The following is a 21,415-nucleotide window of genomic DNA, read 5'->3' on the forward strand; positions in this document are numbered from 1 at the left end:
AGCTTTGGCCCGGCGCGTCCAGTGGACGAAACAGCCGGGCCGAAGCTGGCGCAGCGCTCCGGTTTTTGCAAGCGCCCTCCGTGGCGCGCCGCAAAAATCGGCTAAGCGCAAGAGGACTGGTCGTTAGGGAGGGGGGGTCGAAACCCCCTCCCTCCCCCTCTGGGCCTAGCGCAGCGGACAAAAAGGGAAAAGAAATGAGCCGTCAGCGGTATGGCGGCAAAGCGCAAGAGAGCCGCCCCTCCCTGCTCCGGGTTGCGGTGCCCTGTTTTTGCTTCGGGCGCCGCTGCGCCCTCGCAAAAAGCAGACCGCTGTCCTCTTGCGCTTAGCCAATTTTCCCAGCGGGCGACAGTGCGCCCTTGTGAAAATTGGAGCGCGGCGCCAAACACAGCTCCCTGTTTCGTCCGCAGGACGCGGTCGCTGTGTTTGCCCCTGCTCCGCCTCGGCTGTTTCTGCCGCAGGCAGCGCCTCGGCTCCGCATCCCTCTGGCCCCAGCGGAGCGGACAAAAAGGAAAAGAAACAGAGTGTTCAAGGGCAGAGCGGCAAAGCGCAAGAAAACCAGCCCTCCAGCCTCCGGGCGGCGGGAGCGGCGCTTCAGGGTCAAAAAGTGTTCAAAGATTGCTCACTTTACGGGCACAGTTTTATCACACCATACAAATCTTCATGAGACGGTTGACAAGCTTTCACCTTCGTGCTACTGTAGTGGCGTTCAAACACCAGACACCAAATGCGATGAACAGGATCTGTCTGCCCGCACACCGCTTGCAGAGAGCCGCCGACGATGAAAACGCGGCAGCAAGGAGCGGGCCGGCCATCCCCTGCAAGCAGCCTGTGCGAAAGGCCAACCGCCCACTAGCACCGGCCGGAAGCCCACCGTTATCCCGGGCGCGCGGTACAGGCCGGCTCGACGGCCCTGCCGCGGCAGAGTGGCCGCCCCCGGCGGCAAGCAAAGTGGTAACGCGGAGCATTCAGCCTTCGTCTTTGCATCCAGTTGCAAGACTGTGTGCACAGGACGGGGGCTTTTTTATTCGCCGGCGTCTGGCCCGAGAACCAACCGCCTGCCCGGCAGGCAAATCTTCACTGAAAGAGAAGGGGAAAATCATGAACACACTTGTTATCGTCCTGATCGCGGCGGTGTGCCTCATTGCGGCCTACACCCTTTACGGGCGCTGGATCGCCAAGAGCTGGGGCATCGACCCCACCGCCAAAACCCCTGCCGTCCGCCTGAACGACGGCAAGGACTACGTTCCCACCGACGGCTGGACCGTGTTCAGCCATCAGTTCAGCTCCATCGCCGGCGCCGGCCCTGTCACCGGCGCCATCCAGGCCGCCGCCTTCGGCTGGCTGCCGGTGCTGCTGTGGATTCTGCTGGGCGGCGTCTTTTTCGGCGCTGTCACCGACTTCGGCGCCCTGTACGCCAGCGTCAAGAACGACGGCAAGTCCATGGGCCTGCTGATTGAGAAGTACATCGGCAAGCTGGGCCGCAAGCTGTTCCTGCTGTTCTGCTGGCTGTTTACCCTGCTGGTGATCGCCGCCTTTGCGGACATGGTGGCCGGCACCTTCAATGCCTTCGGCGCAGACGGCGCCCTGGTGGAGGCTGCCCAGACCAACGGCGCAGCCGGCAGCATCTCGCTGCTGTTCATCGTCTTCGCCATGATCTTTGGCCTGATCCAGAAGAACTTCCACCTCACCGGCTGGAAGGAGGCCGCCGTGGGCCTGGTATGCACCGTGGCCGCCCTGGCTCTGGGCATGATGATGCCTCTGGTGGCAGACCAGACCACCTGGACTTACATCACCTTCGTTTACATCTTCTTCGCCGCCGTCCTGCCCATGTGGCTCCTCAAACAGCCCCGCGACTACATGACCACCTTCATGTTCATCGGCATGATCGCCGGCGCTGTGGTGGGCCTGCTGGTGGCTCATCCCACCATGAACCTGCCGGTGTTCACCGGCTTCCACAACGACAGCCTGGGCGACCTGTTCCCCATCCTGTTCGTCACGGTGGCCTGCGGCGCCGTGTCCGGCTTCCACAGCCTGGTGTCCTCCGGCACCTCCTCCAAGACCGTTGAAAACGAAAAAGACATGCTGAAGGTCGGCTACGGCGCCATGGTGCTGGAAAGCCTGCTGGCTGTCCTGGCCCTGTGCGTGGCGGGCGCATCCGCTGCCGCCGACGGCACCGCCGCCGTGGGCACTCCCTTCCAGATCTTCAGCCGCGGCGTGGCCGGCTTCCTGGAGATGTTCGGCGTGCCGGTGTATGTGGCCCAGTGCTTCATGACCATGTGCGTGTCGGCTCTGGCTCTCACCAGTCTGGACGCCGTGGCCCGCATCGGCCGCATGAGCTTCCAGGAACTGTTCAGCGTGGACGACATGGCCCACGCCGAGGGCTGGCGCAAGCTGCTGTGCAACACCTATTTCGCCACCGTCATCACCCTGGTGTGCGGCTTCATCCTGACCAAGGTGGGCTACTCCAACATCTGGCCCCTGTTCGGCTCCGCCAACCAGCTGCTGAGCGCTCTGGTTCTGGTGACCCTCTGCGTCTTCCTCAAGGTCACCGGCCGCAGCAACAAGATGCTGTTCCCCCCGCTGATCATCATGCTGTGCGTCACCTTCACCGCTCTGGTGCAGCGGCTCATGGCTCTGATCCAGGCCTTCCAGGCCGGCAGCGCCACCTTCATGATGGAGGGCCTGCAGCTGATCTTCGCCGTCCTGCTGATCGCCCTGGGCCTGACCATTGTGGTCAACTCCCTGCGGTCCTACTTCCGCGCTGAGCACAACAGCGAAGCCAGCGCCAAGTAACCCCCGCCGGGCTCGATAAAACCAGCCGGCACCCCCATCCATTGAAAACAACACAAAACCAAAACAGCCGCCGCCCGGACCCAAGCCTCGGACGGCGGTTGTTGTTATGTCCTATACAGAACTGCAGCGAAAGACGCACCAAACCACCAGCCCGCCGGAGCAGGCCCGTGGCGCGAATCGGAGCGGACAGCGCAGTGTCCCATTTCAATCCGTCCGGCCGAAGGACATGTGCCTGAGGCCGGACACCGACAGGGAAATTTTCCGGCGGGAGTGTGCGAGGCCATAGGCCGAGTGCGCGGTTCGCCGGGAAATTTTGTCCCCAGCGGGATACCAGGGACTGCGGAGCTGAGCCGCTGCCTGCGGCAGAAACAGGCGAAGCGGAGCAGGGGCCGCGGTCTGTCTTTTGCAAGGGCGCCGCGACGCCCGCCGCAAAAGCAGGGAACCGCAACTAAGGCATTTCTGACCTGCGTATGCAGGCAGAAATGGGTCCCACCTGACTCTCTCACAGCAGGATGCAGATCAGCCCGGTGCAGCCCTCGTTGATGACCCGTTCCAGGGTCTCCTGCATCCGGGTGCGGGCCTCCTGGGGCATATGCAGCAGTTTGGCCTGGAGGCCTTCATTCACCAGCTCGTGGAGGCTCTTGCCAAAGATATTGGACTCCCAAATCTTCACCGGGTCCTCCTCAAAGCCGGACAGCAGGCTCTGGACCAGCTCCTCGCTCTGGCGCTCGCTGCCCACGATGGGGCTGATTTCGGTGCGGATCTCTGCCCGCATCATGTGGATGGAAGGGGCGCTGGCTTCCAGGCGGACGCCGTACCGGCCGCCCTGGCGGATGATCTCGGGCTGTTCCAGCCGCAGCTCGTCAATGGAGGGCATCACGATGCCGTAGCCGGTGGCCTCCACCTGTTCGATGGCGCTGCGCAGCCGCTCATATTCCTTTTTGGCACGGGCCAGCTCGATGATGCAGGGCATCAGGCCCGCCTCATCGCCGATCTCCAGGCCCGTCTGCTCGCTGAGCACCTGATAGAACACGTCGGGCTTCAGCTCCACCGTTACCTTGACGCTGCCTTCGGCCAGGTCCATCCCCGTCACCGCCGACCGCTGCACCGCGTCGCAGGCCAGGGCCTCCCCGCCTTCGGCGGCCCGCAGGTCCTTCATCCGGGCGATACTGGCCGCAAAGTTCAGCGCCGCCTCGTACACGCTGCTCTGAAGCCAATGGCCGCTGTCCAGCATGGTCACCCACCGGGGCATGGCAAAATCCAGTTCCCGCACCGGGAACTCATACAGCACCGACTCCAGAATCTTTTCCAGGGCGGCGGCGTCCAGGTCCACGCAGCTCACCGGCAGCACCGAACGGCCATACCGCTCCTCCATCCCTGCCGCCAGCTGGCGGGTCTCAGGGGAGTCGGGATGGGCGCTGTTGAGCAAAATCACATAGGGTTTGCCCAGCTCCTCCAGCTCCCCGATCACCCGGGCCTCCGCCTTTTCGTAGCCGGCCCGGGGGATATCGCTGATGGACCCGTCGGTGGTCACCACCACCCCGATGGTGGAATGGTCCCGGATCACCTTCTGGGTGCCGGTCTCGGCCGCCAGGTCGAAGGGCACCGCTTCCTCAAACCAGGGGCTCTTGACCATCCGGGGCTTTTCGTCCTCCTCGTGGCCCATGGCTCCCTCCACCATGTAGCCCACGCAGTCGATCAGCCGCACCCGGCATTCCCCGCCCCCTTCCAGCTGGAGGGGGACCGCCGTCTCCGGGATGAACTTGGGCTCGGTGGTCATGATGGTCCGGCCCGCCGCCGACTGGGGCAGTTCGTCCCGGGCCCGCGCCCGGGCCGCCGTATCCCCCAGGGACGGCAGCACCAGCTCCTCCATAAACTGTTTGATGAAGGTGCTCTTGCCGCTGCGCACCGGCCCTACCACGCCAATATAAATATCGCCGCCGGTCCGCTGGCCAATCTCCCGATACAGTACAGGATTCTCCACTGTGTACCTTCCTCCTCTCAGGCCCCGGGCACCAGCAGGCGGCGCGCCGCCGCCAGGGTGCGGGTGTCGGGTTCCAGGCCATTGGCTTCCAGCATCTGGCCCGGCGATACATGGAACCGCCGCGCAATATCAAACAGTTCCTCCCCCGGCTGGGCGTAATATACCCGCAGGGAGATATCCGGGTCGGCGGGGGCCAGGGGGTCCCCGATCTCAATGCTGCTGACAAAGGGCCGGCTCTCCCGGCTCAGCACCGCTCCCTGGGCCCGGACGGTTACCGTGACTTCCAGGTTCCCGCCGGCACAGCCCGCCTGGACGTCCTGGGCCGACAGCCAGCACTCGGGGATCAGCTCCCCCGTCTCTTTCACCGGCAAGGGCAGCGTCAGCTCGGCCGACTTGTCGTAGCTGTCGATCTCATCCAGGCTGTTCTGGCCAAAGGCCGTCACCAGCACCCGGGCCGTCAGCACCGGGCCGTCCTCCCGCTGTTCCACCGCCGCCGGGCCAAAGGCCACAAAACAGGCCAGAAGCCGGGTGTTCTCATCCGGCAGCGGACCCGAACAGGTCACCGCCGCCGTGTCGTCCAGCTTGCAGGCCAGCTGTTCCGCCGTCAGGGGGGCCGACTCGCTGCGGACCTGGTACTGGGTGGAAAAGGCATCGGTGACGCAGTTCAGCTCATAGGGACGCCAGGCCCGCAGGTGCAGCATGGAGGTGGCGGTGAGCTTGCCGGGGCTGCCGTCCTCCCCCTCCGCCACGGCAAACCCCACCGGCTCCACCGCACACTGGCACAGGCAGTCCTCGGTGAGGCCCTCCACGTCCAGAATCTGGTTGAAGGGAATGGTGGCCGCCTGGCCCAGCAGCGCGGCACTGCCCTTGGCACGCCAGGCGCACTGGGCGTGGATTTCGCCCTTGACCACCGCTTTGCCGTTGAGAATCTTCATCTCCCCCACGGCGGCGCTGCCCGACACGTCCAGGATTGCCGCGGGGGGCTGGTCAAAGACCACCATCCCGTCGGCGGCCATCAGCTTGTCAAGCACCGCGGCCCGCTTCACCCCCCGCAGGGTGGCCTGGCGCTGCTGGATGCCGCAGTCCGCCAATGCCGTGACCGCCTCGGTGCTGCACTGGGTGGACACCGACGCCACCAGGCCATAGGCCCCCCGCACCTCGATGCGGCGCGGATTCACCGCCCGGCAGTTGATGTATTCGGTCTCCCCCTCCACCGACGCGCTCCAGGAGGTAAAACTAAAACTGGGCAGGTCCAGCGCCTTATTGAAGGGGATCTTCTGCTCGGTCTGGCACAGCCCCGCCCCATCCTCCCCCTGATAGTAGACGGTACAGCGGATGTACCCCTCCAGCGTCAGCTTGCCCGGCTGCAGCTGCTTTTGCAGCACCACCGGCCGGGCAAAGCATTTCACAATCTTAAACACCTGGGGCAGATAATCGGAGATGAGAATCTCCGTCTCCACCGGGATTTCCGCCTTGACGGTGCAGCACCCGCCGCCGGCGTAGAGAATATCACGGAATACCTTCAGTTCCATGTTCACGGCGCTCCTTTCCTGTCCTTTGTACGGCGCATGGTTCATTGTATGCGGGGTCAAAACAGGCTAGAACGGCGCAAAAAAGCCCGCAGAAGGCACACGCCTCCCACGGGCTGAAAGCCTGGGACCGTCTCAGCGGCTGCTCTCCTTCTTGATGCCGAACAGCATACGCAGAAGGCCGGCCAGGCACTTGGGGCTCTTGATGACGATAATCTGCATAGATGGTTCCCTGCCTTTCGATGGTGGTTTGCTCCATTATAGGCAGAAACGGCCCAAAATGTTCCGCCCCGGTTCAATCGGCGGCGGTTTCCACCACCACAAGGGCCCCCTTCTCCACCGAAAGGGTGATGCAGTCCGACCCGGGGGCGTACTCATTGCTGACCCCCAGAGGGTAGCTGGCGGTCAGCTGGGCCCCGGTCAGCTCATAGAAGGCGCCCCGGATGGTGACCCCCTCGGCCTTCCCCTCCGCCGGGAACACCGACAGGTAGAAGTAATCCCCTTTGGGATAGGTCCGGGTCTGGCCGGGCAGCAGGTAGGTGACCCGGCTGCGCTCATCCTGCAATGTGGCACGGACGCCCCGTTTTTCCAGGCCCAGGCCGGTGCAGAGGTTGGCCAGGGTGTGTTCCAGGCGCTTTCCCCCCAGGCACCCCAGCATCAGCACCTCCCGGAACCCCTGCCGCGCCGCCAGCTGGGCGGCGTACTCGGTGTCGGTATCGTCCTTGACGTGGGGCAGCACCACCAGGTCCTCCCCTTCCGGCATATCGGGCCGGGGAGCCGAATCGAAGTCCCCCACCACGGCGTTGGGCCGCCGGCCCAGCACATCACAGCTGCGGTAGCCTGCGTCGCAGGCTATCAGGTAATCGTCGGGCCGCAGCAGCCCCGCCAATTCCGCCCCCACCGGGCAGGCCGACAATATCACACAGCGCGCCATAGGCAAAACGCCCTCCTTCGCTTGCAAAAGCGCCGCAGGGCATAGCCGAGCGGCGCTGGGTTTTGATGGGTTTACAGTTTGGGTTCCTGGCGGCGGGGCTGTTCCCAGTCCTTCACGTCCTTCACCTCGTCGTACATGGCGCAATAGCTGTCGTACCGGGTTTGGGACAGTTTGCCTTCGGCCAGGGCCGCCCGCACCGCGCAGCCTTTCTCGCTGCGGTGGGAACAGCCGGTGAACTGGCACTGGCCCAGATACGGCCCGAACTCGGGGAAGGCGTGTTCCAGGTTTTCCTTGGGGATGAAGCCCGCGCGGCCCGCCTCCAGGCTGGCAAAGCCCGGGGTATCGGCGATCCGGCCCCCAAAGGCCTCGAAGATGGTGACCTCACGGGTGGTATGGCGGCCGCGGCCCAGCTTCTGGCTGATGGCGGCGGTCTCCCGGCCCGCCTCGGGCAGCAGGGCATTCAGCAGGGTGGACTTGCCCACACCTGAGTTGCCGCAGAAGGCGCACAGCCGCCCGCTGATCCATTCCTTCACCGCGTCCAGGCCCTCGCCGGTGGCGTAGTCGATGCGGATGAAGGGGATGGTGGACAGGGCATAGGCTTTCTCCAGAAAGTCCGCCTCCGCCAGGTCTCCCTTGGTGCAGACGATCACCGGCTGCACCCCTTTGTCCACCGCGATGGCCGACAGTTTATCCAGCACCAGGGTGCTGGGGGAAGGCTGGGTGGTACTGGCCACCAGGAACAGCACATCCAGGTTGGCCACCGGAGGCCGGACAAAGACGTTCCTGCGGGTGGCGATCTCAGCGATCACCGCCGCGCCGTTCTCCACCGCCAGGGTCACCTGATCCCCGGCCACCGGGCTGCGCTTTTGTTTGCGGAAGATGCCGCGGGCCTTGCACTCCACCACCCCGTCCGGGGTTTTCACGTAGTAGAACCCGCCGATCCCCTTGATGATATATCCGTCCATCCGCCGCCCCCGTTAAAACCAGTCCCAGGGCCAGATGAGGCTGGGGTCCGAGGAACTGGCCCCGCCGTCGGAGCTGCCCGACGAGGAGCTGCCCGAGGAGGAGGACGAAGAGGACGAGGAGCTGCCGCCCCACAGATCGCCCCACCAGTCGCCGCCGCCCTCCGAGCTGGAAGGCTCTTCCGGCACTTCGGGGGCCGGCTCGGGACCGGCCGACACGGTGACGTTGATGCGGGTGTTGTATTTGACGGTGGAGCCGGGCGCGGTCTCCTGGGCGATGACGGTGCCCACCGGCTGGTCGCTGTAGGCCTGGGTCTGGCTGCCCAGGGTCAGGCGGTTCTGGACCAGGAGGGTCCGGGCGTCGTTCACCGACAGGCCCACCACCGAGGGCACGCTGGTGGTGGTGCTGACCTGCTGGCGGCTGACGTACACCACCACGGTGCTGCCCGCCGGGACGGTGGTGCCGGCCGCGGGGTCGGTGCGGATGACCGCGCCCACCGCCACCGAGGGCTCCACGTTCTGGACCACCAGCACCGACAGGCCGGTATCCCGCAGCAGCTGCTCGGCGTCGGCCTGGACGTAGTTGGTGGTGTCGGGGATGGTGACGTACTGGGTGCCCAGGCTCACCGTCAGGGTGACGGTCTGGCCCTCGCGGACCACACGGCCCGCCGCCGGGGACTGTTTATAAATATAGCCCTCGCCGTAGGTGCTGCTGTATTCCTCCACCCAGTTGATGTTGATTTGTCCGCTGCCCACCTGGGTGCTGGCTTCGGCCTCGGTGCGGGTCATCCCCACATAGTCCTCCAGGACGATGTCCGCCTTCTGGTCCGAGATGAAGTTGCTGTTGTTGTGCAGAATCATCAGGCACAGCACAGCGCACGCCACCGCGAAGGCCACCGTGATCCCCAGCAGGGACGGGATGAACACCGAGCGTTTTTTCCGCTTTTGGGGCGTCCGGGTGCCGGCGCCGCCGGCGCGCTGGTCTTTTTTCTGGCTCATTGTCTGTTTGACCACCTTTGCAGGTGCTTCCTCCGTGATATACTTATAGGCAAAGACCACATCCGGGTCCCGCACATACTGCCCCAGGGCGTCCAGCATCTCGCTGGCGCTGGCGTACCGGTTGGCCGGCAGCTTGGCCATGGCCTTTTCGGTGATTTCCACCAGGGCCCGGGGGGTGTCGGGGGCCAGCTGGGCCAGCGGCCGCGGCGTGTCGGTGATCTGTTTCAGCGCCACCTTCACCGCCTCGTCGGCGTCAAAGGGCAGGTGCCCCGACAGCATCTCGTACATCATGACGCCCACCGAGTAGATATCGCTCTGGGGGCCGGTGACCTCGCCGCGGGCCTGCTCGGGGCTGATATAGTGTACGCTGCCCATGGCCTTGCCGGCCAGCAGCTGGTTCTCGGCCCGGGAAATCCGCGCGATGCCGAAATCCATCATCCGCAGCTGGCCATTGTCCAGCAGCATGATGTTCTGGGGCTTGATGTCCCGGTGCACCACGCCGTTGCGGTGGGCGTGGTCCAGGGCCTGCAGAATCTGGGAGATGAAGTGGACCGTCTCACGGCTGGTGAGCTTGCCCCCGCGCTCGTTGAGGTATTCCCGCAGGGTCATGCCGTTGACGTACTCCATCACGATATACTGGAGCCGGTCGGTGACCGACACGTCGTACACCTTGACGATATTGGGGTGATGCAGCAGGGAGATGGCCTTGGACTCGTTCTTAAAACGATTCACCAGGTCCGGGTCGTGCATGAACTCGGCCCGCAGCACCTTCACCGCCACCACCGTCCCCGCCGGGACGGGGCCGTTCTGGCCCACCGCCACCGCCTTGTAGACGTTGGCCATGCCGCCGGTGCCGATCAGCTCCCGCACCTCATAGAGGCCGTCCAGCCTGCGGCCGATCAGATTATCCATGCTGCACCTCCACCGGCTCCACGCCCAGCAGCAGGGCGGTGATGTTGTCCTGGCCGCCGGCGGCGTTGGCCGCCTCGATCAGCCGGTCGGGCAGGTCATAAAAGGGCACCCGGCCCAGCAGCGCCTCCATCTGTTCGGTGGTGAGGGCGTTGGTCAGGCCGTCCGAGCACAGCAGCAGCATATCCCCTTTCAGCACCACCACCGAGGTGAAATCGGGGGTCAGGCGGTAATCCACGCCCAAAGCCCGGGTGATGATGTTTTTCTGGGGGTGATGCTCGGCCTCCTCGGGGGTGATGGTGCCGCAGTCCACCAGCTCCTGGACATAGGAGTGGTCGTGGGTCAGCTGATGCAGCCGCCCCGCATGGAACAGGTACGCCCGGGAATCCCCCGCGTGGCAGATATAGGCCCGGCCGTCCCGCACCAGGGCGCAGACCACCGTGGTGCCCATGCCGGCCAGGGATTCCTCCTGGGCCGACTTCTGAAAGACATAGTGGTTGGCGTGTTCCAGGGCCTGGGCCAGGAACTGTTCCTCCCCGCCCCGGCCGCAATGGCTGTACTGGTCCTGAAAGGACCGCTCGATCACATCACAGGCTCCATGGGAGGCCTCCCGGCCGCCCCGGGCCCCGCCCATGCCGTCGCACACCAGGCCCCAGGCCGCCCCGCCGGGCAGTTCCCCTGCCCGGTAGTCGTCCTGGTTTTCCCGCCGGATGCGGCCCACATCGGTTTTCCCTGCAAGTTTCATAGGCTTCTCCTTTTTACTCCGTCTTGGCGGCGGCGTCCATTTCTTCCCGCCGCAGCTGGCCGCAGGCGGCGCTGATCTCGCTGCCCAGCCGGCGGCGGACGGTGGCGTTGACCCCCAGGGCCGTCAGTTTGGCCTGGAAGCGGCGGACGTTCTCGGCGTCGGTGGCCGAATAGGGGCTGCCGTCCACCGGGTTGATGGGGATCAGGTTCACATGGGCGCCCATCCCCCGGATCAGGCCCGCCAGCTCTTTGGCGCAGGCGTCGCTGTCGTTGACACCCCGCACCATGGAATATTCAAAGCTGACCCGCCGGCCGGTGGTGTCCTGGTAGCGGCGGACTGCATCCATCAGCTGGGCCACCGGATAGGCGTTGTTCACCGGCATCATGCTGCTGCGGATGGCGTCGTTGGGGGCGTGGAGGGAGATGGACAAGGTCAGCTGCAGCTTGCGCTGGGCCAGACGGTCAATCTGGGGCACGATGCCGCAGGTGGACAGGCTGATATTCCGCATCCCGATGTTGACGCCGTCGGGGGACGAAATGATGGTCAAAAACTTCATCACCTCGTCGAAGTTGTCCAGCGGCTCGCCGATGCCCATGAGGACGATATGGGAGATGCGCTCCCCGATGTCCTTCTGGGCGGTATAGATCTCGGAGCAGATCTCGCCGGCCTCCAGGTTGCGGACCCGGCCCGCCTGGGTGGAGGCGCAGAACCGGCAGCCCATCCGGCAGCCCACCTGGGTGGACACGCAGACGGTGCAGCCGTAATGATACCGCATCACCACCGTCTCGATGCAGTTGCCGTCGGCCATCCGCAGCAGGTATTTCACGGTGCCGTCCCTGGCCTCCTGGCGGCGCTCGATCTGGGGTGCGGCGATATAGAACCCCTGGTCCAGCTGGGCGATGAGGGCCTTGGGCTGGTCGGTCATGGCGGCAAAGTCGGTCACCAGCTTCTGATGCAGCCAGTGAAAAATCTGTTTTGCACGGAAGGCCGGCTGGCCCATGGCTTTCATCTCGGTGGCCAGTTCCTCGATGGTGAGGGATGAGATACAGCGTTTGTTTTCCATTGAAGATTCTCCTGGGGATATTCCTTGTGCGGCGGCTTATTCAGCGCGCTGCATCACACAGATGAAAAATCCGTCCATCCCGGTGCGGCCCGGCACCGACAACAGGCCGCAGGGCCCCTGTTCCATGCCGGCCGGCAGAGCCGGCTCCGGCTCCACCACCCGGAAGTCGGGCCGCCGGGCCAGAAAGGCCCGGATCTGGTCCTGGTTCTCCTCGGGGTGGATGGTACAGGTGGAGTAGACCAGCCGTCCCCCCGGCTTCAGGTAGCCGGCGGCGCAGTCCAGGATGGCGCGCTGGGTGTCCAGCAGCTCCCGGCGGCGGGCCTCGTCCAGGGTTTTATAGCGGATATCGGGCTTTTTGCCCAGAATGCCCAGACCGCTGCAGGGCACATCGGCCAGCACGCGGTCGGCGGCGGGAAAGGCGGGGTTGGGCACGGCGGCGTCGTTCACCGCCGTCTCGATGCAGCCCAGACCCATCCGCCGGGCGGCGGTCTCGATCAGGCCCACCCGCTGGGGGGTGCGGTCGCAGCTGATGAGGCGGCCCTTATCCTGCATTTCCTGGGCCAGGGCCAGGGTTTTGCCGCCGGGGGCGGCGCACAGGTCGATGACCGTCTCCCCCGGCTTTGCCCCCAGGCAGAGGGCCGCCAGCTGGCTGGCCTGGCCTTCCACATGGAAGTCCCCCCGCTGGAACCATTCGGTGTCGGCGGGGCTGCCGGCAAAGTCGGCCAGCAGGCTCCCCGGCACGAGGCCGGGTTTGGCCTCCACCCCGGCCTTGCTCAGAGCGTCGGCCAGGGCGGCGGGGGTGGTGTGCAGCGGGTTGACCCGCAGGGCGGTTTTGCCCCCGTCCGCCGGGCTGGACAGGATGGCCAGGGCTTCTTCCGGGTAGTATTGGCGCAGGAATGCGGCCACATCCCGGCCCGCCGACCCCAGCACCATCAGCCGCTCCACCTCGTCGGCAAAGACGGCGGTATCCAGGTCATAGGCGCAGGCTTTGCGCAGGACCGCATTGGCCAGGCCGGCGGCGCTGGACTTGCCGAAGGCGCGCACCAGCTTGACCGACTCATTGACGGCGGCCGGGACGGGCACCTGCATATAGCGGGCCTGGGCCAGGCCGCTGCGCAGGATGGCCCGCACCGGCGGGTCCAGTTTGGCCAGGCCCTTGGGCAGAAACCGGCTCAAAATATAGTCCAGGGTGGCCTGGCGCTCCAGGGTGGTGTAAAAGATGGCGCTGGCAAAGGCCCGGTCCCGGCCCTGCAGGCCCGAGCGGCCCAGCTCGGCATCCAGCACCAGGTTGGAGTAGCCCCCCTGTTCCTGATGGACGAGGGCGGCCGCCGCAGCGGCCCGGGGCCCCGCCGGCCTCAAAGGGTATCCCCCGCTTTGAGCCGCAGGCCCGCCGCAAAGGCGCTGCCCTCCATGGGCTTGGAGCCCTCAGGCACCACCCGCAGCAGCTGGACGGCGCCATCGGCGCAGGCCACCGTCAGGGGCTTCAGGGCCAGGACGGTGCCGGGAGCCTGGCCGCTGCTCTCCGCCACGCGGCTCTCGGTGACCTTCACCTTGCGGCCGCCGCTGGTGACAAACCAGGCCGAGGGCCAGGGGTTCATGCCCCGGACCCAGTTGTGGATGTGTTCCGCCGAATCGGTCCAGTGGAACTCGGCCATCTCCTTGGACAGGGGCGGCGCCATGGTGGCGGCGGCGTGGTCCTGGGGGGTGGGGGTCAGGGCGCCGGCGGCAATTTTGGGCACCGTCTCGCACAGAACCCGGGCGCCCACTGCGGTGACCCGGTCGAACAGTTCCCCGCTGGTCTCCTCGGGGTCAATGGCCATCCTTTCGCAGACCAGCACGTCGCCGGTGTCCAGGCCGGCGTCCATCTGCTGGATGGAGACGCCGGTCTCGGCGTCGCCGTTCAGCACCGCCCACTGGACCGGCGCGCTGCCGCGGTACTTGGGCAGCAGGGAGACGTGGAGGTTGATGCAGCCGTATTTGGGGATCTCCAGCACCGACGGGGGCAGGATGCACCCATAGGCCACCACCGCGATCAGGTCGGGGGCCAGGGCCCGGATGTTGGCATCCTCGCCGCCGTCCCGCAGGGTGCGGGGCTGAAAGACCGGGGTGCCGTGGGCCAGGGCCACCGTCTTGACCGGCGGCGGGGTCAGCACCTGCTTGCGGCCCACCGGCTTATCCCGCCGGGTGTACACGCCGCAGATCTCATGGCCGGCGGCGTAGAGGGCCTCCAGGCAGGCGGCGGCGATATCCGGCGTTCCCATGAACAAAATCCGCATTTACTGCTCCTTTGCTTTCCGGGCCTCGGCGCGGCCCTCCTCGGTATCCTCGTAGAAATAATCGCTGGACTCCATGATGGTGATGCCGTCCAGGTGGTCGTTCTCGTGCTGGATGCACCGGCCCAGCAGGCCGTCGGCCTCCAGCTCGAACCACTCGCCGTTCCGGTCCTGGGCGCGGACCTTCACCGCCGCCGGGCGGGTCACGGCGCCGTTATGGCCCGGGAAGGACAGGCAGCCCTCATAATGGGTCTCCTCGTCCTCCGACACCGCCACGATCTCGGGGTTGACAAAGTCAATGAACTTGTACTCGTAGTCCTCGGGCAGTTCCTCGGGGGCGTCGGTGACGTCCCACACCACGAACAGCCGGCGCAGCATCCCTACCTGGGGGCCTGCCAGGCCCACGCCGTCGGCGGCGATCATGGTCTCGTGCATATCGTCCAGCAGGGTGGCCAGACGGTCGTCAAACTTGGTCACGGGGCGGCAGACCTTGTTCAGAATGGGGTCGCCTTCCTTCACGATGTTGCGGATAGCCATAAATTACACCTCTCCAATTCATCAGATATCGCCGTCCGAGTGCATATCCACCGCGGCGGAGGCTTTGGCCGGGAGTTTTTCCTCCTCGTAACAGGCCAGCACCTGCCGCAGCAGGGCGCGGAACGTCTTGTCGTTCCGGCACTTGACGGTGAGCTTATAGCGGTAAATTTCGTTGATCATCAAAATGCTGCCCGGGGTGGGGCCCAGCACCCGCAGGGGGATGCCGGGCTGCTGGGCGGCCTCCCGGGCCAGAATCTGGGCAAAGCGGGCGGCGGCTTTGGCCACCTCCCCTTCCTTTTTGCCCGAGAAGGTCACAATGCACAGCCCGCAGAAGGGCGGATACAGGCCCAGGCGGCGGTATTCGATCTCCTGGGCGAAAAAGGCGTCGTAATCCTGTGCGGCGGCCAGGTTGAGGACGGGGTTATCGGGGTCGGTGGTCTGGATGATGGCCCGGCCGGGGCTGGAAGCCCGGCCGCTGCGGCCCACCACCTGGGTCACCAGGCTGAACACCGTCTCATAGGCCCGAAAGCCCTGGGCGAACAGCAGAGAGTCAATCCCCAGCACACCCACCAGGGTCACGTCCTCGAAATCCAGGCCCTTGGCCACCATCTGGGTCCCCACCATGATGTCGTATTCATGGCGGGCAAACTGGGCCAGCATCTTTTCGTGGGCGTCCTTGGCGGAGGTGGTGTCCTGGTCCATCCGCAGGATATGGGCCTCGGGGAAGAGGGCCGCCAGCTCCTCCTCCGCCTTCTGGGTGCCGAAGCCCCGGTATTGCAGTTTGCCGCCGCAGGCGGGGCATACGGTGGGCCGGGGCTGGATCTGGGTGCCGCAGTAGTGGCACAGCAGCCGTCCCCCTTCATTCTTATGATAGACCATGGGGACGCTGCACTTGGGGCACTTGAGCACCTCGCGGCAGTCCTCGCACTGGGCCATGGTCTGGTAGCCCCGGCGGTTCAGCAGGAGAATGGTCTGTTTCCCGGCGTCCAGGTTCTCCCGGATGGCGTCCTCCAGGGCCAGGCTGATCTCCCGGGGGTTGCCGGCGGCCAGCTCGGCCCGCATATCCACAATCTGCACCGACGGCAAGGGCTGGCCGCCGTACCGCTGGGTCAGCCGCACCAGCTGGCACCGCCCCGCCTGGGCCTCATAAAAGCTCTCGGTGCTGGGGGTGGCGCTGGCCAGCAGCAGCAACGCCCCATTTTTGGTGGCACGCCACCGGGCCACCTCATGGGCGGAATACCGGGGGGCCGACTCGGAGCGGTAGGTGTGTTCCTGTTCCTCGTCGATGACCATGAGGCCGATCCCCTCCAGAGGGGAAAAGATGGCGCTGCGGGTGCCCACCACGATGTCGGCCCCGCCGTCCTGGATCATCTGCCACTGGAGCAGGCGTTCGGTGTGGTTGAGCGCCGAGTGCTGCACCGCCACCCGCCGTCCGAACCGTTCTTTTAACCGGCGGATCATCTGGGGGGTGAGGCTGATCTCGGGCACCAGCACCAGGGCCTTTTTGCCCAGGGCCAGACACCGCTCAATCAATTTCAGGAACACCAGGGTCTTGCCGCTGCCGGTGACCCCGTACAGCAGGGCGGCATGGGCCTGGCCCGTCTCCAGATGGGGGGCCAGGGCGTCAAAGGCGGCCTGCTGTTCCGCCGTCAGGTCCAGCTGTTCGGTGCGCTGGGGGATGTGGGCGTAGAGGTCCAGGGATTTATTCACCTGCTCGCTGGCCAATACCCCCTTGGCGCAGAGGTTCTCGGCCACCGCGCGGCTGATGCCGTGGGCTTCCAGGTCCCCCTGGGTCCGGGGCCCGCCGCTGAGCAGGGCCACCGCCGCCAGCTGTTTGGCGGTGGGTTTGGGCTTCTGGGGCAGGGGCGCCGCCAGCCGGTACAAGGTCTCGGTATGGCGGGTCAGCTGCTTTTGCAGCACCGGGGTCACCCCGTCCGCCGCCAAAGCCGGCTTATACTGGGCCCCGTAAGGGATCACCGCCTTGACCGCCTCGTACCAGGTGCAGAAGGTGCGGCCCTTCAAAAACCGCACCAGTTCCAGCAGCTCGGGGGTCAGGCAGGCCGACGCCGGGGCCACGTCAAACAGATACTTCAGCTTGGAGCTCTCGGGCTCGGCGTCGCAGGCCAGCACCACCCCCATCCGGGGGCGGCTGCCCCGCCCGAAGGGCACCAGCACCATGCTGCCCAGCCGGACGGCGTCCTGCTGGTCGGGCATCACGGCGTAGGTATACAGTTTATCAAAGTGGAAGGCCGCATGGCTCACCGCAACGCCCACCGTCTTTGGCATCCCATCCGCTCCTTTGTCTGTGTTATTCCGGCTGGCCCACCCGCCGGGCGATGGTTTCGTAGAGTTCGGCGGCGGCCTGGTCCAGGTCGCGGTTGACGATCCAGGCGTCAAACTCGCCGGCCCGCTGCAGCTCCTCCCGGGCGATGGCCAGACGGTTTCTCACGTCGGCGTCGCTGTCGGTGCCGCGGCCCCGCAGCCGCTGTTCCAGCTCCTCCCAGGAGGGGGGCAGCAGGAAGATGATGGTGGAGCCGGGATACAGACGCTTGATATTGGCGGCGCCGTGGACGTCAATATTCAGCAGCACCGTCTTGCCTGCGGCAATCCGGCGGTCCACCTCCGATTTCAGGGTGCCGTAGTGGTGGTCGTTGAAGCAGTTGCTCTCCAGGATCTCTCCCTGGTCCAGCAGCTGCTGGAACTCTGCCTCGGTGCGGTAGTAATAGTTGACCCCTTCGGCCTCCCCTTCCCGGGGGGCGCGGGTGGTGATGGACACCGTCTTCTCAATCTCAGGATGGGCGGCCCGGACTTTGGCCATGACGCTGTCCTTGCCCACGCCCGAAGGCCCTGCCACCACAAAGAGATACTTTTCGCCTTCCATTTAAACTTCCTCCGTTTTTCCATCCGATGGGCTGCCTGCACGGTTGGCCACCGTCTCGGGCTGCAGGGCGGACAGGATCACATGATCCGAATCCATCAGCAGCACCGCCCGGGTGCTCCGGCCATAGGAGGCGTCAATCAGGCGGCCCTGTTCCCGGGCCTCCTTGATGATGCGCTTGATGGGGGCCGAGTCGGGGCTGACCACCGCCACCAGACGCTCCGCGCTGACCATATTTCCAAACCCGATGTTTATCAGCCGCATACCTGTTACCCTTTATCCTGTCTGTGTTTACTCGAGGTTCTGGATCTGCTCCCGAATCTTCTCGATCTCGGCCTTCATGTCCACCACGATCCGGGTGATGTCCAGATCCTGGCACTTGGAACCGATGGTGTTGGCCTCCCGGTTCAGTTCCTGGGTGAGGAAGTCCAGCTTGCGGCCCACCGGCTGGTTGCTGCCCAGAATCTCGCGGTACTGGGCGATATGGCTGCGCAGGCGCACCGTCTCCTCATCCACCGCGGTCTTGTCCCCGAAGATGGCCGCCTCGGTCAGGACCCGGGCGTCGTCGATGGACCGGTCTTCCAGGATCACCTTGAGCCGCTCATACAGACGCTGGGTGTATTTCTCCACCCGGCCGGCGCTGAGGGTCTCCACCCGGCCCACGCATTCCTCCACCGTATTCAGGCGGGAGGAAATGTCGGTCAGCATCTTTTCGCCCTCGATGCCCCGCATCTCCATGAAGTTCTCCAGGGCAACGGCGGCCACGTCCGACACGTCGTTCCACAGCTGTTCGGGGTCCACCTGGGCCTGCTGGGTCACCAGCACGTCGGGGAAGCGGGCCAACAGGCTCACCGTCACGTCATTCTTGATCCCCAGGCCTTCGGACAGGTCCCGCAGGGCCTGCTGATAGCTGCGGGCCAGGTTCATGTCCACCGTCACGGCGGTGTCGGAGGCCTCGGTGTTCTGGACCGTCAGGCTCAGCTCCACCTTGCCCCGGGCAATCCGGCTGTTCAGCAGCGTCTTGAGCCGGCTGTCCAGAAAAGCGCAGCTGCGCGGCACACGGGAGGTATACTCAAAATACCGCGCATTGACGCTGCGCAGCTCCACCGTGATCTCCCGGCCATCCCGCACCTCGCTGGCACGGCCGTACCCTGTCATGCTATAGATCATATTCACTCTTCCCTTTTTCATTCTTGCCAGATCATTTCCACATATATATCCGCCTTGGGGTCTAGTGCCCCATATTACGATACATATGGTATCATTTTACTATTCCGGCGCCTTTTTTGCAAGGGAACCGGAGAAAAAACCCATGTTTGACACAGCCTTGTCACAAAGAACAGCCGGGCCGGAGGATCTCTCCCCCAGCCCGGCTGGACTCAATACTCTTTGGTGACGGTCTCGAGGCCGTACTTTTTCAGAAAGCGGGCGAGGTCCCGCTCATCCCGGATCAGCATGACTTCTTCAAACCGGCCGGTGGCAATCTCCCGAAAGCCCGCCGCCTGTTCCCCGGTACAGATGCTGCACCGCACCACCGGTTTCCACAGGGCAGGATCGTAGGTCTTGGCCTCGGGCTCCTTTTTCTTTGCAAACCACATGGACGGGTCACCTCCAGGGTTTTGGCAAGGTGGGACAGGTGTGCCGCTCTGCCTTTACGCACGCTGGTTCTTTTCCCTTTTGTCCGCTCCGCTGGGGCCAGAGGGCCAGGGAGGGGGTTTCGACTCCCCCTCCCTAGGCCCTCTGGACTCCCTACCCTCCCTAACGACCAGGGTCTGAACCCTGGACCCAGACAGGGAAGTCGCGCCGTTCAAAAGCCTAAAAAACACTGTCATGCCTGGCCCGTGAAAACTTACAGGGCCTCAAACGGCGGCACGGGTGTTTTTCTTAACGGCTTTTGCCCGCCGCTCCGATTTAAATTGGGCCTTTTGGAGCGGGCACCCCCATTTTTAATCCGTCCGGCCGAAGGACATGTGCCTGAGGCCGGACACCGACAGGGAAATTTTCCGGCGGGAGTGTGCGAGGCCATAGGCCGAGTGCGCGGTTCGCCGGGAAATTTTGTCCCCAGGGGGATACTAGGGGGAAGGAATTTCTGTCGCGCGTATGCGCGCAGAAATGGGTTCCCCCTAGATTGGTTTAGACCGGGTGCGACTTATTGACGTAGTCAGCGTGATCGGCGTCCACGCCCTGCAGTTTGGCGTTGCGCTTGTCGAAGAACTTGGGCGCAACCTGCGGGAACATGGCGTAGGTCAGGGCGTCCTCCTCCTGGATGGACCACTTGGCGGCCTCGGCCTTCAGCTTGTCCATTTCGGGCTCCAGGGTATCGGCAAAACGGCAGGTGATGGGCTGCTCGTCGCCCAGGATCTTCTTGGTGAACTCGGCCGAAATGGGAGCCGGGGTCTTGCCGTAGTCGCCATGGACCAGGCCCTTGAACTCCTTGGTCACCATCTTGTACCGCTCGCCCAGAATCACGTTGAACACCGCCTGGGTGCCCACGATCTGGCTGGTGGGGGTGACCAGCGGCGGATAGCCGGCGTCCTCACGGACGCGGGGAATCTCGGCCAGCACTTCGTCCAGCTTGTCCTCTTTGCCGGCGTCCTTCAGCTGCTTGAGCATGTTGGAGAACATGCCGCCCGGCACCTGGTACAGCAGGGTGTTGGCGTCCACGCCCAGGCTCTTGGGGCTGATCTGGCCGTTGGCAATGTACTTTTCACGCAGCTTGGCGAAATAATCGCGGACTACGTTCAGCTGGTTCAGGTCCAGGCCGGTGTCGTAGTCGGTGCCCTTCAGGGCGGCCACCAGGCTCTCGGTGGGCATATGGCTGGTGCCCAGGGCCAGGGGGCTCATGGCGGTATCCACAATGTCGGCGCCTGCCTCAATGCCCTTCAGGATGGACATGGAGGCCAGGCCGGCGGTGTAGTGGCTGTGGATATCCACGGGGATCTTGACGGTGGCCTTCAGCTCTTTCACCAGCTCGGCGCAGGTGAAGGGGGTCAGCAGGCCGGCCATATCCTTGATGCAGATGGAGTCTGCACCCATCTCCTCCAGGGTCTTGGCGTACTTGGCAAAGGCCTCGTTGGTGTGGACGGGGCTCAGGGTGTAGCTGATGCAGCCCTGGACGTGGGCGCCCTCCTTGTTGGCGGCCTTGATGGCGGTCTGGAGGTTGCGGGGATCGTTCAGAGCGTCAAAGATGCGGATGACGTCGATGCCGTTGGCCACCGACTTCTGGACAAAGTACTCCACCGCGTCGTCGGCGTAGGGGCGGTAGCCCAGCATGTTCTGGCCGCGGAACAGCATCTGCAGCTTCTGATGGGGCAGCTCTTTGCGGAGAATCCGCAGCCGCTCCCAGGGGTCCTCATCCAGGAACCGGATGCAGCTGTCAAAGGTTGCGCCGCCCCAGCACTCCACCGAGAAATAGTTGATCTTGTCCATTTCCGGCAGGATGGGACGCATCTCGTCCATGGTCATCCGGGTGGCCAGCAGGGACTGGTGTGCGTCGCGCAGGACCACCTCGGTGATTTTGATCGGCTTTTTCGCCATAATGTCCACCCTCCCCTAATCAGTTCAGCGTGACCAGCATATCGCCGGAGTTGACCACGTCGCCGCGCTTGACGTCCACGGTGGCGACGGTGCCGTCCTGGGGCGCCACGATCTCGTTCTCCATCTTCATGGCTTCCAGCACCACCAGGGTGTCGCCGGCCTTGACCGAATCACCCGGCTTGACGCGGGTATCCAGGATGTTGCCGGGCATGGGAGCCTTGACGGCCACAGCACCGGCGGGGCCGGCGGGTGCGGCAGGAGCAGCGGGGGCG

The 21,415-nt window shown here is 64.8% G+C and carries 18 protein-coding genes; 1 reads left to right on the forward strand and 17 read right to left on the reverse strand.

Annotation, left to right across the window (positions count from 1 at the left end):
- Positions 1-1,098 precede the first annotated feature (1,098 nt).
- A complete protein-coding gene (locus B5G28_RS11425; protein ID WP_087248918.1) occupies positions 1,099-2,793 on the forward strand; it encodes a carbon starvation protein A in 1,695 nt (564 codons plus the stop codon).
- Positions 2,794-3,295: 502 nt separating this feature from the next.
- Here the strand turns inward: B5G28_RS11425 and spoIVA are convergent.
- The 17 genes from spoIVA to B5G28_RS11510 form a co-directional block, all read right to left on the reverse strand.
- Positions 3,296-4,777: a stage IV sporulation protein A gene (spoIVA, locus tag B5G28_RS11430; protein WP_087248920.1), complete on the reverse strand. Its 1,482-nt coding sequence runs from the start codon at positions 4,775-4,777 to the stop codon at positions 3,296-3,298.
- 17 nt (positions 4,778-4,794) lie between these two features.
- Positions 4,795-6,309: an SPOCS domain-containing protein gene (locus tag B5G28_RS11435; RefSeq protein WP_087248922.1), complete on the reverse strand. Its 1,515-nt coding sequence runs from the start codon at positions 6,307-6,309 to the stop codon at positions 4,795-4,797.
- 292 nt (positions 6,310-6,601) lie between these two features.
- Positions 6,602-7,240 (reverse strand): thiamine diphosphokinase, encoded by a 639-nt coding sequence (locus B5G28_RS11440; protein WP_087248924.1) that lies wholly within the window; start codon positions 7,238-7,240, stop codon positions 6,602-6,604.
- Between the two features lie 71 nt (positions 7,241-7,311).
- On the reverse strand, positions 7,312-8,205 hold the full coding sequence (gene rsgA / locus B5G28_RS11445; RefSeq protein WP_087248926.1) for a ribosome small subunit-dependent GTPase A: 894 nt from the start codon (positions 8,203-8,205) through the stop codon (positions 7,312-7,314).
- A 12-nt stretch (positions 8,206-8,217) separates the two neighbouring features.
- A complete protein-coding gene (gene pknB, locus B5G28_RS11450; RefSeq protein ID WP_087248928.1) occupies positions 8,218-10,113 on the reverse strand; it encodes a Stk1 family PASTA domain-containing Ser/Thr kinase in 1,896 nt (631 codons plus the stop codon).
- A complete protein-coding gene (locus B5G28_RS11455; protein ID WP_087248930.1) occupies positions 10,106-10,855 on the reverse strand; it encodes a Stp1/IreP family PP2C-type Ser/Thr phosphatase in 750 nt (249 codons plus the stop codon). Before B5G28_RS11455 ends, pknB begins: the two co-directional genes overlap by 8 nt.
- 13 nt (positions 10,856-10,868) lie before the next feature.
- Entirely contained in the window at positions 10,869-11,918 is a 1,050-nt protein-coding gene (rlmN, locus tag B5G28_RS11460; RefSeq protein WP_087248932.1) for a 23S rRNA (adenine(2503)-C(2))-methyltransferase RlmN, read from the reverse strand.
- 36 nt (positions 11,919-11,954) lie between these two features.
- Positions 11,955-13,277 carry a 16S rRNA (cytosine(967)-C(5))-methyltransferase RsmB gene (rsmB, locus tag B5G28_RS11465; RefSeq protein ID WP_087248934.1) on the reverse strand — a complete coding sequence of 441 codons (1,323 nt, stop codon included), beginning with the start codon at positions 13,275-13,277 and terminating at the stop codon, positions 11,955-11,957.
- Positions 13,274-14,194: a methionyl-tRNA formyltransferase gene (fmt, locus tag B5G28_RS11470; protein WP_087248936.1), complete on the reverse strand. Its 921-nt coding sequence runs from the start codon at positions 14,192-14,194 to the stop codon at positions 13,274-13,276. The genes rsmB and fmt overlap by 4 nt, the downstream gene beginning before the upstream one ends.
- A complete protein-coding gene (gene def / locus B5G28_RS11475; RefSeq protein WP_087248938.1) occupies positions 14,195-14,728 on the reverse strand; it encodes a peptide deformylase in 534 nt (177 codons plus the stop codon). It lies immediately after the preceding gene.
- 21 nt (positions 14,729-14,749) lie between these two features.
- The gene (priA, locus tag B5G28_RS11480) at positions 14,750-17,014 is read right to left on the reverse strand and encodes a primosomal protein N' (protein ID WP_087248941.1); all 2,265 of its coding nucleotides are present in this window, start codon (positions 17,012-17,014) and stop codon (positions 14,750-14,752) included.
- A 22-nt stretch (positions 17,015-17,036) separates the two neighbouring features.
- Positions 17,037-17,609 carry a guanylate kinase gene (gmk, locus tag B5G28_RS11485; RefSeq protein ID WP_087248943.1) on the reverse strand — a complete coding sequence of 191 codons (573 nt, stop codon included), beginning with the start codon at positions 17,607-17,609 and terminating at the stop codon, positions 17,037-17,039.
- Positions 17,610-17,870 (reverse strand): DUF370 domain-containing protein, encoded by a 261-nt coding sequence (locus tag B5G28_RS11490; protein WP_087248945.1) that lies wholly within the window; start codon positions 17,868-17,870, stop codon positions 17,610-17,612.
- A 27-nt stretch (positions 17,871-17,897) separates the two neighbouring features.
- On the reverse strand, positions 17,898-18,776 hold the full coding sequence (locus B5G28_RS11495; RefSeq protein WP_087248947.1) for a YicC/YloC family endoribonuclease: 879 nt from the start codon (positions 18,774-18,776) through the stop codon (positions 17,898-17,900).
- Between the two features lie 209 nt (positions 18,777-18,985).
- Positions 18,986-19,204: an aspartate dehydrogenase gene (locus B5G28_RS11500; RefSeq protein WP_087248949.1), complete on the reverse strand. Its 219-nt coding sequence runs from the start codon at positions 19,202-19,204 to the stop codon at positions 18,986-18,988.
- Positions 19,205-19,739: 535 nt separating this feature from the next.
- Positions 19,740-21,143 (reverse strand): oxaloacetate decarboxylase subunit alpha, encoded by a 1,404-nt coding sequence (locus B5G28_RS11505; RefSeq protein WP_087248951.1) that lies wholly within the window; start codon positions 21,141-21,143, stop codon positions 19,740-19,742.
- Positions 21,144-21,162: 19 nt separating this feature from the next.
- The coding region (locus B5G28_RS11510) for an acetyl-CoA carboxylase biotin carboxyl carrier protein subunit (protein ID WP_087248953.1) at positions 21,163-21,415 on the reverse strand (253 nt) is incomplete at its 5' end.

It is taken from the genome of Faecalibacterium sp. An77 (genome assembly GCF_002161315.1).
GTDB lineage: Bacteria > Bacillota > Clostridia > Oscillospirales > Ruminococcaceae > Faecalibacterium.